The 13028-nt window shown below is 70.7% G+C and carries 15 protein-coding genes; 10 read left to right on the top strand and 5 right to left on the bottom strand.

Annotation, left to right across the window (positions count from 1 at the left end; genetic code table 11):
- The first annotated feature begins 208 nt into the window (after nt 1–208).
- The 4 genes from ACFPP6_RS26820 to ACFPP6_RS26805 all read left to right on the top strand — a co-directional run bounded on the left by ACFPP6_RS26820 (nt 209) and on the right by ACFPP6_RS26805 (nt 3114).
- The gene (locus tag ACFPP6_RS26820) at nt 209–1090 is read left to right on the top strand and encodes an SDR family oxidoreductase (RefSeq protein WP_382047367.1); all 882 of its coding nucleotides are present in this window, start codon (nt 209–211) and stop codon (nt 1088–1090) included.
- An 88-nt stretch (nt 1091–1178) separates the two neighbouring features.
- Nucleotides 1179–1544: a helix-turn-helix domain-containing protein gene (locus tag ACFPP6_RS26815; protein ID WP_168092618.1), complete on the top strand. Its 366-nt coding sequence runs from the start codon at nt 1179–1181 to the stop codon at nt 1542–1544.
- Between the two features lie 74 nt (nt 1545–1618).
- Nucleotides 1619–2029, top strand: a complete 411-nt coding sequence (locus tag ACFPP6_RS26810) for a VOC family protein (protein WP_382047364.1) — start codon at nt 1619–1621, stop codon at nt 2027–2029.
- Between the two features lie 101 nt (nt 2030–2130).
- Entirely contained in the window at nt 2131–3114 is a 984-nt protein-coding gene (locus tag ACFPP6_RS26805) for an asparaginase (RefSeq protein ID WP_382047361.1), read from the top strand.
- A 22-nt stretch (nt 3115–3136) separates the two neighbouring features.
- On the opposite strand, the gene ACFPP6_RS26800 is transcribed toward ACFPP6_RS26805, so the two are convergent.
- A complete protein-coding gene (locus tag ACFPP6_RS26800) occupies nt 3137–3736 on the bottom strand; it encodes a hypothetical protein (RefSeq protein WP_382047357.1) in 600 nt (199 codons plus the stop codon).
- Nucleotides 3737–3855: 119 nt separating this feature from the next.
- On the opposite strand from ACFPP6_RS26800, the gene ACFPP6_RS26795 reads away from it, so the two are divergent.
- Both ACFPP6_RS26795 and ACFPP6_RS26790 read left to right on the top strand, forming a co-directional pair.
- Complete coding sequence (locus tag ACFPP6_RS26795; RefSeq protein ID WP_382047354.1) at nt 3856–4767, top strand: alpha/beta fold hydrolase; 912 nt, start codon at nt 3856–3858, stop codon at nt 4765–4767.
- A gap of 198 nt (nt 4768–4965) precedes the next feature.
- Nucleotides 4966–5622 carry a DUF5701 family protein gene (locus ACFPP6_RS26790; RefSeq protein WP_382047352.1) on the top strand — a complete coding sequence of 219 codons (657 nt, stop codon included), beginning with the start codon at nt 4966–4968 and terminating at the stop codon, nt 5620–5622.
- Between the two features lie 126 nt (nt 5623–5748).
- Here the strand turns inward: ACFPP6_RS26790 and ACFPP6_RS26785 are convergent, their stop codons facing one another.
- Complete coding sequence (locus ACFPP6_RS26785; protein WP_382047350.1) at nt 5749–6162, bottom strand: ALF repeat-containing protein; 414 nt, start codon at nt 6160–6162, stop codon at nt 5749–5751.
- A 253-nt stretch (nt 6163–6415) separates the two neighbouring features.
- On the opposite strand from ACFPP6_RS26785, the gene ACFPP6_RS26780 reads away from it, so the two are divergent.
- Both ACFPP6_RS26780 and ACFPP6_RS36670 read left to right on the top strand, forming a co-directional pair.
- The gene (locus ACFPP6_RS26780; RefSeq protein WP_382047348.1) at nt 6416–7099 is read left to right on the top strand and encodes a DUF899 family protein; all 684 of its coding nucleotides are present in this window, start codon (nt 6416–6418) and stop codon (nt 7097–7099) included.
- Nucleotides 7100–7210: 111 nt separating this feature from the next.
- Nucleotides 7211–7288, top strand: a complete 78-nt coding sequence (locus ACFPP6_RS36670) for a 50S ribosomal protein bL37 (protein ID WP_372504737.1) — start codon at nt 7211–7213, stop codon at nt 7286–7288.
- Between the two features lie 143 nt (nt 7289–7431).
- Here the strand turns inward: ACFPP6_RS36670 and ACFPP6_RS26775 are convergent, their stop codons facing one another.
- On the bottom strand, nt 7432–8625 hold the full coding sequence (locus tag ACFPP6_RS26775) for a saccharopine dehydrogenase family protein (RefSeq protein WP_382047524.1): 1194 nt from the start codon (nt 8623–8625) through the stop codon (nt 7432–7434).
- A 569-nt stretch (nt 8626–9194) separates the two neighbouring features.
- On the opposite strand from ACFPP6_RS26775, the gene ACFPP6_RS26770 reads away from it, so the two are divergent.
- Entirely contained in the window at nt 9195–9743 is a 549-nt protein-coding gene (locus ACFPP6_RS26770) for an RICIN domain-containing protein (protein WP_382047345.1), read from the top strand.
- 109 nt (nt 9744–9852) lie between these two features.
- On the top strand, nt 9853–11325 hold the full coding sequence (locus ACFPP6_RS26765) for an NAD(P)/FAD-dependent oxidoreductase (protein WP_382047342.1): 1473 nt from the start codon (nt 9853–9855) through the stop codon (nt 11323–11325).
- A gap of 58 nt (nt 11326–11383) precedes the next feature.
- On the opposite strand, the gene ACFPP6_RS26760 is transcribed toward ACFPP6_RS26765, so the two are convergent.
- The gene (locus ACFPP6_RS26760; protein ID WP_382047339.1) at nt 11384–11611 is read right to left on the bottom strand and encodes a hypothetical protein; all 228 of its coding nucleotides are present in this window, start codon (nt 11609–11611) and stop codon (nt 11384–11386) included.
- Between the two features lie 210 nt (nt 11612–11821).
- Nucleotides 11822–13006, bottom strand: a complete 1185-nt coding sequence (locus ACFPP6_RS26755; RefSeq protein WP_382047336.1) for a DNA polymerase III subunit beta family protein — start codon at nt 13004–13006, stop codon at nt 11822–11824.
- Nucleotides 13007–13028: the final 22 nt, after the last annotated feature.

Below are 13028 nucleotides of genomic sequence, written 5' to 3'. Positions count from 1 at the left end.
CGGAACTGTGTCTACCGGCCCCTGGGCCGACGCTGCCACGCGACCCGCTGATGAGGGAACGTGCCCTCGGTCACGTGCGTACCGACCGCCCCTGGCCTTCGGTCCCGGCGTAGGGGGGTGTAGGGGGCTGGGGCCGCTCCCGGGCCGCCCCTAGACTGCCGACGGTTCCGGAACCTCAGCGTCATCGACGGAAGGCGGGCGGTCGGCCGTGGCGGTAGTCCTCATCACCGGTTGCAGCAGCGGCATCGGCCTGGAGACGGCGCTGGCGTTCGCGCGCAGGGGAGACCGCGTCCACGCCTCGATGCGGAATCCGGCCAAGGCGGACGGGCTCCGCGAGCGCGCCCGTGCCGAGGGGCTGGACATCGAAGTGCTGACGCTCGACGTCACCGACGACGCGTCCGTGACCACCGCCGTGAGGACGGTCGAGGAGCGGCACGGCGCGGTCGGCGTCCTCGTGAACAACGCCGGCGTCGACTACACCAGCGCCGTCGAAGCCGCGTCCCTGGAGCAGGCGCGCGCGGTGATGGAGACCAACTACTGGGGCGCGCTGCGCACCATCCGCGCCGTCCTTCCCGCCATGCGGGCCCGCGGCGGCGGTGTGATCGTCAACGTCAGTTCCCTGGCGGCCCGGATGTTCTCGGTGCCCCACGGCGGGTTCTACACCTCCAGCAAGGCGGCGCTCGGGGCCGCGAGCGAGGCGCTGGCGGCGGAGGTACGGCCGTTCGGCATCCGTGTGGTGTGCGCCGAACCGGGCGCCTTCGCCTCGCGGATCCACGAGAACGCCGCCGAGCGGGAGCCCTCCGGCGACGACCCGTACGCGGCGGACGAGGCGTGGCTGGCCCGCTTCCTCTCCCGCATGGGCGAGGGCGCCGGGGACAGCCGCGAGGCGGCGGAGGCGATCGTCGCCGCCGTGGAGAACCCCGCCACCCCGCTCCACACGGTGATCGGCAAGGAGGCGGAGACGGCACTGGAGTTCACGCGCGGAGTCTCCTACGAGGAGTGGCTCCCGCAATTCGTCCAGCTGGCCGAGTCCATGGCGGGTCCGCGCCCGGGCCCCGAAGGCGCGCCCTCAAGGGTGACCGAGCCGTAGGGAGCGCTGTTCGAAGAGCGCCGTTCGAAGAGCGCCATGATGTGATGGCGCCGTGAACCGCACCGCCACCGAAGACACCAACCGCCGCATGCTCAGGGCCCGGGACGCCATGGACCGGGCCTACGCGCAACCGCTGGACGTCCCCGCCCTGGCCCGGATCGCCCACGTGTCGGAGGCCCACTTCACGCGCACCTTCCGGGCCGCGTTCGGCGAGACGCCGCACCGCTACCTGCAGCGACGGCGCGTGGAGCGGGCGATGTTCCTGCTGCGCGAGACCGACCGCAGCGTGACGGACATCTGCTTCGAGGTCGGCTTCGGCAGCCCCGGAACCTTCAGCCGTACGTTCCGGGACATCGTCGGCCGCTCACCGAGGACGTACCGCAAGGAAACGGCCTCCGCGGCGGCAGGCGTGCCGACGTGCTTCACGATGGCGTGGACGCGGCCGAGCGCCTGACCTGCCGGACAGCGCCGGCCGACTGAGCAGTTTTGGATAAGTTTCCGTCCGTCCCGCCCAGTAGCGTGATGCACATGTTCAACGCCATCACGCAATCGCAGATATACGTCCTCGACCAGGACGAGGCCCTCGACTTCTACGTCGGCAAGCTCGGCCTGGAGGTCGCCGCCGACGTCGACATGGGCTTCATGCGCTGGCTGACCGTCCGCGTCCCCGGCCACCCGGAGCGCCAGATCCTGCTGGAGAAGCCGGGCGCCCCGGCGATGTCGGAGGAGACGGCGCAGCAGGTCCGAGAGCTGGTGACCAAGGGGGCGATGGGCGGCTGGCTCATCTTCACCACGGACGACTGCCGCAAGACGTACGAGACGCTGCTGGCACGGGGCGTCGAGTTCACCGAGGAGCCCACCGACCGCCCGTACGGGACCGACTGCGGCCTCCGCGACCCGTTCGGCAACCGCATCCGGTTCACCCAGCCGAAGGCCTGAGGAGCGGGCCGCAAGGGGCAACCGGGTCCGGGGGCGGAGGCTGAGGCGTCGACAGGAGCCCGTAATCTGGCGTCCATTGACGGTGGTGACGAGGGGGAACCGTGAGCATCGCGCTGTTCGCGCTCGGGGGCACGATTTCGGTGTCCGGGCGCGCCAAGGGTGAGCGGCTGACCGGCGCCGAGATCACCGCCGCCGTGCCCGGGCTCGACGGGCTCGGGGTGGCGCTGGACGTGCAGGACGTTCATGCCGTGCCGAGCGGGAGCCTGACCTTTGCGCAGGTGCTCGACGTCGTCGGGGCCGCCTCGCGGGCCGTGGCGCAGGGGGCGGCCGGTGTCGTGGTCACGCAGGGCACGGACACGCTGGAGGAGACCGCGTTCCTCGTCGATCTGGTCTGGCGGCACGAAGCCCCGTTCGTGCTGACCGGCGCGATGCGGCAGCCGGGCATGGCCGGCGCCGACGGGCCGGCCAACGTGCTCGCGGCCGCGCGCGTCGCCGCCTCGCCCGCGGCGCGCGGGCTCGGTGCGCTGGTCGCCTTCAACGACGAGGTGCACGCGGCGCGGTGGGTCCGCAAGGCCCACAGCACGAGCACGGCGACGTTCGCCTCGCCGAACGCCGGCCCGGTGGGTCACGTCATCGAGGGCGCGGTGCGGATCCTGGCCGCGCCGCCGCGCCGTACCGCCGTCCTGCAGGACGGGTTCGACAGAGCCCGGCTCGACGCCGCCCGCGTGGCCCTGCACTGCGTCACGCTCGACGACGACGGGGCTCGGCTCGAAGGGCTGGCCGGGACGTACGGCGGCCTGGTCGTCGCCGGCTCCGGCGTCGGGCACGTTCCGGCCACCCTCGCGCCCGTGCTCGGTGCGCTTGCCGACCGCATCCCGGTCGTCCTGACGTCCCGTACGGGCAGCGGCCCGGTGCTGCGGCACACCTACACCGCGCCCGGCTCGGAGACCGACCTGCAGCAACGCGGGCTGATCAACGGCGGGCTGCTCGATCCGTACAAGGCCAGGGTCCTGCTGCGGTTGCTGCTCACTGCGGGTGCGGGGCGGGACGAGGTGGCCGCGGCGTTCGCCGAGCACGGTCACTGACGTTGCCGGGGAAGGCGCTTTCCTAGAGGCCGGGTTCGGGTTCCACCGGGCGGGCGCGGGCCCACTGCTCCTCGAACTCCTCGCGGCTGATCTCCTGCCCCACCACTTCAGGGGCGAAGACATCCACGACCGGCGTGTTGAAGGGCCAGTCGTCGGGACCGCTCCTGACGGCGGCGGTTCCGTCCTCGGCCAGTTCCACCTCCCGCATGCGGCGCCCGTCGGGCCCGACCTCCATCAGATAGATGGTCAGGTCCTCGCCATCGCCATCGCCATCGCCACCGTCATCGCCCTCGTCCCATCGGCGCCGCAGGTACAGGACGTCCTTGTCCGCGAGTGCGCCGAAGCCCGGGCGTCCGCGCTGCGCGTCGCGCTCGGCCCGCATGTCGTCCAGGCCCGGAGGCATCTGCGGTGCGTCGATGTCGACTTCCGGGATGTCGTCGTCGCCTTCGCGCCATGCCACGGTCTCCGGGTCCGTGACGACCTCGGCCCACGCGAACGTCTCGAGGATCTCCCGCTCCGACCGCGCGAAGACCCACCACCACGCGCCGCCCATGCCGTAGTCGTGGAGGACGAGGAAGCGCCTCTTGCGCGCGGCGTCAGCAGCGGTCACAGCAACAGTCACAGCGGCAAGATTACTTGGGTTGTCATGGACCGCCCCACCAGCTACTTAGGCTAACCTAACTCCACCTTCGGTCGGCCGAAGGAACGGCTTGCCCGGTTCCGCTTCTGAGGACGGTCACCATGCAGCGACAGCACAGCCAGGGAACACCCGGCACCGCACGCACCCGTGACGGCCGCGAGCTGTTCTTCATGGAGCAGCCGGGGCCGGCAGGTGGCGGAGGCGCGACCGTGGTGTTCGAGGGAGGCCTGGCCGCGACCCGCTCGTACTGGGCACCCGTCCAGCAGGCCGTGACGGGCTCGGCCCGGACGGTGGTCTACGACCGCAGCGGCCTCGGCCGCAGCGCCCCCGACCCGTCGGGCGTGCGCAACCTCGACCGGCTTGCCGACGACCTGGGCGACCTGCTCGACCACCTCGGGCCGGGGCCCTTCGTCCTGGTGGGACACAGCTGGGGCGGCCTGATCGTGCGCGTCGCCGCGGCGGCCCGGCCCGAGCGGATCGCCGGCCTCGTGCTGGTCGACCCCACGGACGAGGCCTGCGACCTGCTCCTCGAACCCTCCATCCGCAAGCTGGAGAAGAACCGCTACCGCATATCCATGCTGCTCGCCCGCCTCAAGTTGTTCGGCCTCCTCTTCCGCAAGGTGACCCGCGCCCTGCCGCCCGACGCCGCCGCCGACATGCGCGCGGAGGCCTTCACCGTCGCGGCGGTGCGCACGATGGGCGCCGAACAGGCCGCCGTCGAGGCCGACCTGCGCGCCCTGCTCGACCACCCGCCGAAACTCGGCGACATCCCCGTCACGCTCATCTCCGCGACCCGGCCGACCCCCGGCATGAGCGCGCAAGCCCGCAAGTCCGTGAACGCGTCCCATGCGTACCGGGCCCGGCAGTCGCCACGCGGCCGGCACGTCCTCGCGCAGCAGGCCGACCACATGGTCCCCACGACCGAACCCGCGATCATCGTCACCGAGACGGAGCGCCTGCTCGACGTCGGCGCCACTGCCGCCGGCACCGCCGACCCTTCCCCGGAACGCTGACGGGCCGAGCCCGCGGGCAGAACCTGGTCTGCCGCTTCCACCGCTTCGCCCCCGACCCCGGCCCCTGCCCCTGCCCCGACGGCGCGTGCGCCCGGATCCCCGGCGCAACGGGCTCGTACCGCCGCGCCGGGAACAATTCGGCAGGGCGCCTCGTTTGACCTCGGGTCCACCACCCTTGATCACGAACCGAGGAGAACCTTGCCCGAAACCTCGCCCTCCGGCACCGTGACCGCTCTCCCCTCACTCGCCGCCCAGGCAGAACGCCTGATCGAGCTCGGGGTGCACGAGCTCGCCGGGATACCCGCCGATGAGCTGCGCGCCTTCGCGGCGAACGCCGGCGACAAGGACGGCGGCGCCCTGCTCGCCGTCAATCCGGACCGCGCCCCCGCCTCCGCGCTCGCACCGTTGCTCCGGCACGACGGCAAGCCCGGCTTCGTCGTCACGGACATGCCCGACGTCGATCACTTCGCCCCCTGCGCCGTGGAGCTGCCCGACGCCCCCCTCTACCTCGTCACGGACGTCGACCGTGGCGACCACATGGCCAACTGGAGCCCGGAGGAGGCGCTGCCTGCCCTCACCGAGCAGGGCCGCACCCCGCTGCTGCTCACCGAGGGCATCCACTGGGTGCTCCAGCAGCCGGCGGTCCTGGAGCGCAACCACTGCTTCATGACCATCGGTTCCCGGCTGCGCAAGGCGAACGGCGCCTACGACGCCCGTACCCCGGCGATCTGGATCAGCAACGGCACCGGGCGGGACGGCCGCGAGCGGCGCAACGCCCCGAAGGTCGGCTGGTGCTGGTGGGGCAACCGACACACCTGGCTCGGCTTCGCCTCCGCCACGGGCCGAAAGCACTAGGACGTGTCCGGCAGACCGGGCGACCGGCCCGGCAATTAGGCGCGCCGTAATCCTGTTACGACCTCTGAGGCCCGCAGTAATTACTGCGGGCCTCAGAGGTGTCACGGCATGGACAGCCGGCAGAGCCTACTGGTGCTCGGCGAGGAACCGGACGCGGTCCTCAGGGGTGCCGTTGAGGGCCTTCTTCGCCGCGGCCTTGAACTCCGGGGAGGGGTTCTTGGAGACGAGCTGGACGATGGCGACCTGGTTGTCCGAGTCGCGGGCGATGAACTGACCGGACTCCAGGAAGCGGACGCGGTCCTCAGGGGTGCCCTTGAGGGCGGCCTTGGCGCCTTCCTTCATGGCCGCGCCGGGGTACTGCGACACGAGCTGGACGATGGCGAGCTGGTTGTCCGAGTCGCTGGTGTTGCCCTGGGCCGCAGAGGCCGACGCCGCAGCGGGAGCCTGCACCGCACCGGCGGCGAGCGCCGGAGTGGAGAGCAGGACGGCCGGCGCGATGGCGGCGGCGGCAACGAGGAGCGACACGCGGGTCAACTTCATGTACAACACTCACTTTTTCTGAAGACGATCTTGAAATCCTCCCTGAGGATAAATGGATCTTGCCGTGGTGGCCACCAAATATCCGCCGACGGTGCGTTTGCACCGTTGATGGGGGCAGGGACTGCCGGACGCCTGCTCAAGTGTCGGCGAACCTCGGAGCGGCCATAAACTTGAAGCGCCGGTTCGGGGACGCGGGGGCTGGGCACCCGGAGTCCGGACCGCCGACCGGGGGGTGCCACCCTAGGAGGACGCGATGTTGCGGCACACCAGACTGGCCGGGGAATCAGCGGACTACCTCGCCGCCCGCGAAGAGCTGCGCCTGGCCGAGATCGAGCTCATGCGCCACTGCGAGGAGGTTGCGGCCCGGCGACGGGCGCTCCCCCAGGGGCCACCCGTCGACGACTACGTCTTCATCGAGGGTCCCGCCGACCTGGACGCCGGCGACGCACCGGTCAGCGAGGTCACCCTGAGCGGGCTGTTCACCGCCCCGGACCGCCCACTGATCGTCTACCACTTCATGTACGGCAAGCTGCAGACCGACCCCTGCACGATGTGCACGCTCTGCATCGACGGTTTCAACGGCATCGCCCGCCACGTCACCCGCAACGCCGACTTCGTCATCGCCGCGGCCGCCGACCCGCCGGCCCTCCGGCAGCACGCCCGCAACCGCGGCTGGCACGATCTACGGCTCCTGAGCTGCGGCGACAGCACCTTCAAGTACGACCTGGGCAGCGAGGACAAGGACGGCGTGCAGGACTCCACCGTCTCCGTCTTCACGCGCGACGGTGATGGCACGGTCCGCCATTTCTACTCCACCCACCCCGGCATGGCCGACGACATCGACGAGCGCGGCATCGACCTCCTGGCCCCCGTGTGGCACCTGCTCGACCTGACCCCGCAGGGCCGCGGCGACTGGTACCCGGACCTCGATTACTGAGCTCGGCTCCGGCAACTGCGCTCGGCTCCGGCAAGCGCGCTCACCAAGCACATCACACCAGAACGGTATAAATTGGTCGAATGGTCGAAGAACTACGGGAGAGGAGACCGCATGTCCTCGAAGCGGCGCCGTAAGAAGAGGGCCCGCCGTAGCAAGGCGGCCAATCATGGCAAGCGACCCCAGTGCTGACCTCTTGACCGTTTGACCGTGTTGACCGTGCCCGTCACCCCGCCCGCAGCCTGACGGCTGCCGGCGGGGCGGGGCGGGGCGGTGGAGCGGGTCGGTGGAGCGGGCCGATGGAGCGAGTCGGTGGGGAAAAAGCGCGCGCCTCGTCAGTCGGCGTGACAGAGCCGGAACGGCATGCCGGCGTCCCGCAGCCGCCCGATCAGCGCATCGCCCATGGCCGTAGCCGTCGTGACCTGCCCGGCGGTCGTCGGCAGGTCGTCCAGGGCGAGGCACAGTGACGCCTCGGCCAGCATTTTCGCCGTCTCCCCGTAGCCCGGGTCACCGCCCGTGACCTCCGTGAACACACGCTGACCACCGCCTTCGCCGACCGCCCGCACCCGGAACCGGGCGCGCGCCCGCTGCTCCGCGCTGGGCCCCCTGCCCGGCTCGTAGCGGCTCATCAGCCACGTCCGCACGGGGGACACCTGCGCGGCCGCCCACACCACCCCCAGGCCGACCGGCCCGGCCAGGGCGACGGGCAGTCTCTTCACCGACGCGTAATGGCGGTAGCGGAAATCGGGCCCGTAACGCTCCAGCGCGGCCGCCGAGCGGCGTACGACCTGGGGGTCGAGCGTGGGCAGCGGCAGCGCCCACGTGCCCGTCTCCTTACTGAACCGCGGTGCCCCCAACGGAGCCCGGACCCGGCGCCCGGCAGGCTGCGGCTCGTACCGGCTCCGCTCCTCCGCCGCCGCCTTCGCCTGGCGCTGCCGCGAGGCGATCGCCAGGGACGAGGCCAGCGTGCCGCCGGAGATGATCCCCGACGCGCGCACGAACCCGTCGACCGTCAGCGGCACCCCTTCCGGCAGCTGCTGCACGGTGAAGTACGCGAGGAGGTCGTGCGGCACCGAGTCGAAGCCGCACGCGTGGACGATGCGCGCGCCCGACTTGCGGGCCTGGGCGTCGTGGCGCACGTACGTCATGTCCACGAACTCCGGCTCTCCGGTGAGGTCCGTGTAGTCGGTGCCGGCTTCCGCGCACGCGGCGACCAGTTCCTGGCCGTACCAGATGTACGGGCCGACGGTGGAGGCGACGACGTGCGTGGACTCGGCGAGCGCGCGCATCGCGGCCTTGTCGCTCGCGTCCGCGGTCACCAGAGCCACGTCCGCCGCACGTACGGAGTCGAGCGCCGCCAGCCGGTCCCGCAGTTTCTCCAGCTTCGCACGGCTGCGCCCGGCGAGCGCCCACCGGCACCCTTCCGGTGCGTGCTCCAGCAGGTACTCGGCCGTGAGCTCCCCGACGTACCCCGTCGCTCCGAAGAGGACGACGTCGTACGGGCGTTCCGGGCCGGCCTGCCGGTTCATCGTGGTGCTCTGGGGGCCGTTCACAGAGCGGTTCATGGAGCCTCCGGCTGCTGAGGTCGAGGTAGGGGTAGAGGTAGCGGTCGAGGACGAGGACGAGGCCGAGGCCGAGGTCGAGGTCGAGGTCGAGGTTGAGGTTCGAGGTCACCAGGCAGCGTCCGGAGCACCTTCCCGTGTCCGTCCGCCCTCGGGTGATTCTCCGTCCGTCCGGCCGCTACGGGCACATAGCCGCCGTCGGTCCGCGTGTCCCCCGGCCATGTGTCGAAACTCCGCCACGCAGGCGGGGCCGCCGGGGATGGGCACGCCGGAGCACTCCAGCGGTCACGCGCGGGCGGACCTGGTGTGCGCTGCGCGGGGCAGGCACCGCCCTCGCACGCACGCCGGGCGCCCCCGAACGCGCGGCGCCGCCGCTGCGCACTCGTCCGAGCCGTATGCCCATGCACGAACCGGTGGTGGGGAACGGTTCCGGTGGGTGCGCAAAAGGGCGCTGGCTCATGCTCATTGCGGACAGCGCGGTTCTGGGGCGAACCGTTCGCCTTCTCGGAACCACACGCAGAAACGGCAGGAAAACCATGCCAGTGCACCCGCTCGTGCACCCGCTCGCCCGGCGGTCCGCGATCCTTGCGGCCGCCGCAACAATGGTGGTCCTGGCCCCCGGCGTGGGCCACACCGCCGCCTCCTCCCCGGCGCCCGTCAAGAACGAGGGGGCGGGGTGGTACCTCGACAGCGGCAGTGACACCACCTCCGCCAAGGCCCCCACGTACACCGCCAAATACACGGGAGAGCCCGCGTCCGCGCCCGGCAACCTGAAGTGGTCCTACGACCCCGCCACCAAACTCATCAAGAACGAGGCGAAGGGCTGGTACCTCGGCAGCGGCGGCGACTCCTCGTCGGACAAGGCCCCCGCGTACACCACGAAATACACCGGGGACCCCGCAGCCGCTCCCGCACAGCTGAAGTGGACCTACGACGCAAGCACCAAACTCGTCAAGAACGAAGGCAACGGCTGGTACCTGGGCACCGGAGGCGACGACTACGGCAAGGCGCCCGCGTACACCACGAAGTACACGGGCAGCCCTGCGTCGGCACCGGCGCAGCTGAAGTGGGCGATAGCGTCCTGATTCGGGCGCGGCCGAGAGTGCCGCCGGAGGCCCCACTGACATGCATCCTCCTGTCAGTGGGGTCACCTACTGTGCGGGGGGAGAGAGAACAGACCTTGCTCGTGCTGATGTGAAGGAACGGAGAATTCCTTTCTTCGTGCTACGTGAAGCTCCGGCACTCGATCCACAACTCTTGACAACTATTCATGCGCCTGAGAGCAGTTGGCACTGCACCCTCCCACGAACGGCACCACACCCCGAAGGGAGCGATCAGCGCATGACCAGACCCAGACCTGAGAGCGCGGGACACGACGCGGAATACGGCGCGGGATACGGCGCGGGATACGACTATGACGCCGTCATCAGCGGAGCCGGCCTCGCCGGCAGCGCCGCGGCGATCTTGCTCGCTCGACGCGGCGCCCGCGTCGCACTGCTGGAACGCCGCTCGGACCCCGAAGCGTACAAGGTGCTTTGCACCCATTCCCTCCAGGCCAGCGCCTACCCGGTGCTGGACGAACTCGGCCTCATACCCGCTCTTGAGGAGGCGGGAGCCGTCCGTAACGTGGCCCGCTCGTACACCCGCTGGGGATGGATCGAGCCGAAGGCGGCTCCGGCAGGCCCCGAGCTGCCGTACGGGTACAACATTCGGCGCAGCACTCTCGACCCGTTGATCAGGTCCCATGCGGCGGAGACCCCCGGCGTCGATCTGCTCCTCGGTCATCATGTGACCGGGCTGGTCCGGGAAGCCGGGCGGACCTTGGGGGTACGCGCGTCGACACCGCAGGGCGAGCGTGGGATCCGGGCCCGCCTGGTGGTCGGCGCCGACGGCAAGGACTCGGCCGTAGCGAAGTTCGCCGGGGTGCCTGCCCGGCTGTACGAGAACGCGCGGTTCGGCTATCTCGCGCACTTCCGCAACCTTCCGCTGCACGGCGGGATCAGTCACACCTGGTTCCTCGAGCCCGACATGGCGTACGCGTTTCCCAACGACGACGGGGTGACGGTCATCGCGGTGCTCCCGGGCAAGGGACGGCTGCCGGCCTTCCGGGAAGACCTGGAGGGCAGCTTCTTCGCATTCGTCCGCGCCCTGCCCGAGGCGCCGCCCATCGACTCCGCCGAGCGCATTACGAAGATCATCGGCACTGTCGACTACCCGCTTCACAGCCGCAAGCCGACCGCACCGGGCGTCGCGCTCATCGGCGACGCCGCCCTGACCACCGATCCCCTGTGGGGAGTGGGATGCGGGTGGGCCCTGCAGTCCGCGCAATGGCTGGCAGAGGCGGTCGCCTCGGCCGCAACCGGTCGGGGCGACCTCGACAGGGCGCTCATGGTGTACGCACGCAGACACCGGCGCCGGCTGCAGGGCCACCAGTACCTGGCCGCCGACTTCGCCAAGGCCCGCCCGTTCAATCCCTTGGAGCGGCTGATGTTCTCGGCGGCAGCGCGCGATGAATCGGTGGCGCGGCACGTGCATCTGTTCGCGTCCCGCCTGATCGGTCCGCTGCGATTCTTGAACCCCAGGGCAGTGGCCAAGGCTTCGGCCGTCAACATCAAGCACCGTGGGGCGGCTGCGCCACCCGCGCACCTGTCACGCACAGGGTCATGACATCCGGACGCGGTCCGATGGACGGCCGGGCCCGGAGGCCCGGCCGGGGCAGCGGGAGCTACGAGTTACCGCCGAGGAGGCCGTTGAGGGCGTTGTTGAGCTGGTTGGTGAGTCCGCCGACAGTACCGGTGACGGTACTGGGCAAGCTGCCGACGGTGCCGGTGACCGTATCGACAGCGCCGCTTACGGTATCGGTGACCGGATCGGCTTGGGCGGGGGCGGCAAGCACCGTGGCGAGCACGGTCAGCAGGGCGGTGGCGGCGAGGGTGGAGAGGCAGCGCGGCAAGGCAGGCCCTTTCAGTCCGTACGCGGCAGCGGCCGACCGTATCCGGCCGCGGCCGCGTGATCTCTTGGGCAGGGCGCCCTGAGGTGCAGTGGAACCGGTAAGAGGCTTTCCTGTTTGCCATACGGCCTAACGTCATGTCACCCATACGTGAGACCTGTCGAGTTCGTAGGGTTCAGCTCACGGTTCTTGCCGGAAGAGGCGCTTGGAGGGTCACTTGTCAGCCGCTGCGTCGTGGACCGGCATGACGAGAGTGGTGAAACTGCCCTGATCCGCGGAGCGGGCCACGACGGGCTGGTCCGGAGACGAGATCTCCAGCAGCACGTCAGGGCCGACGCCGGCCTCGATCGCCGCGAGGAGCACTTCCGGGGCGAAGGCGATGCGCAGGGGCGGCCCTGTGCAGATGGCGGGGAGCGTGAGCTCTTCCGGGCCCGGACCCGGGTCTCGGTCCGAGCCCGGCTCCGGCTCCGGCTCCGCAGGTGTGAGGGTGAGCCGCTGTTCGGCGGTGCGGAGGATGATCGGCGCATCGCCGAATCCGGCCTCGGCGAGTGCCGTGCGCAGAGCTGCCCGATCCGTGATGATCCGGTGCCGGGCCATCGGGAAGTTGTCCAGGACCATCCGGTAGTCGGGAAAGGGAAGGGCCGTCTCGTCAGCGGTCGGCAGAGTCCGTGAGTACGCTCCGCTGCGCAGTCGCGCGCCTTCCCGGTCCGCCTCGATGCTGACGTCCGGCATGCGCATGGCCCAGGCTGCGGCGTCCTTCATTTCCGCTGCCGCGACCAAGACGCGCCAGGAATCGCCCTCCGTGGACATGGCCCGCAGGGTGCGGACTGCCAAGCGGTAGCCGTCCGTGGCCACCAGGCGCACCTCCTGCCCGTCGATCTCGATCAGAATGTGGCCGAGTACGGGGAACTCTTCCCGTACGGGACCGGCCGCCACCGCCGGTGCCACCTGCCGTACGGCGCTGGCCAGCTCCGCCCCGCCGACGCAGACCTTGGCCTTGGCCTCGGTGGTCCAGTTGGCCTCGGCTTCGGTGGTCCAGGGCGTTCCGTCGGGAAGGGTGCTGAGAATCTCCTGGATCACCACCTGCGCCGAGGCTGCCGTTTCCCGCGCCCTCGCCACGTGCTCCTGCAGAACGGCACGGGCTTCCTCGCGGGCGCCGTCCAGCACCACCGCGGCATCGGTGAGCGGCACCCCGGCCTCCCGCAGTCGCCGGACGAGGACCGCTCGGGCCTGCTGCTCCGGGGCGTAGTAGCGGTAGCCGGTCGCATCGTCGACGTGGGCGGGGCGCAGTACCTCGCAGTCGTCGTAGAACCGCAAGGCGCGCGGCGCCAGCCCCACCCGGCGCGCGAAGGCGCCGATACTCATCAACATGTCGGTGTCAGTGTCGGTGTCGTCCATGCCGGCGATTCTCGGCTTTCAA

Origin of the sequence: Streptomyces aureoversilis, assembly GCF_042657885.1 — a bacterium.
GTDB lineage: Bacteria > Actinomycetota > Actinomycetes > Streptomycetales > Streptomycetaceae > Streptomyces > Streptomyces aureoversilis.
This window is presented reverse-complemented; position numbering and strand designations above follow the sequence as displayed.

Excerpts from the sequence above, each read along its gene's own strand:
- ACFPP6_RS26815 (WP_168092618.1), top strand. The coding sequence starts at position 1,179 with ATGCTCAGGGCCCGGGACGCCATGGACCGGGCCTACGCGCAACCGCTG.
- ACFPP6_RS26810 (WP_382047364.1), top strand. The coding sequence starts at position 1,619 with ATGTTCAACGCCATCACGCAATCGCAGATATACGTCCTCGACCAGGAC.
- ACFPP6_RS26795 (WP_382047354.1), top strand. The coding sequence starts at position 3,856 with ATGCAGCGACAGCACAGCCAGGGAACACCCGGCACCGCACGCACCCGT.
- ACFPP6_RS26785 (WP_382047350.1), bottom strand. The coding sequence starts at position 6,162 with ATGAAGTTGACCCGCGTGTCGCTCCTCGTTGCCGCCGCCGCCATCGCG.
- ACFPP6_RS26780 (WP_382047348.1), top strand. The coding sequence starts at position 6,416 with ATGTTGCGGCACACCAGACTGGCCGGGGAATCAGCGGACTACCTCGCC.
- ACFPP6_RS36670 (WP_372504737.1), top strand. The coding sequence starts at position 7,211 with ATGTCCTCGAAGCGGCGCCGTAAGAAGAGGGCCCGCCGTAGCAAGGCG.
- ACFPP6_RS26775 (WP_382047524.1), bottom strand. The coding sequence starts at position 8,625 with ATGAACCGGCAGGCCGGCCCGGAACGCCCGTACGACGTCGTCCTCTTC.
- ACFPP6_RS26770 (WP_382047345.1), top strand. The coding sequence starts at position 9,195 with ATGCCAGTGCACCCGCTCGTGCACCCGCTCGCCCGGCGGTCCGCGATC.
- ACFPP6_RS26755 (WP_382047336.1), bottom strand. The coding sequence starts at position 13,006 with ATGGACGACACCGACACTGACACCGACATGTTGATGAGTATCGGCGCC.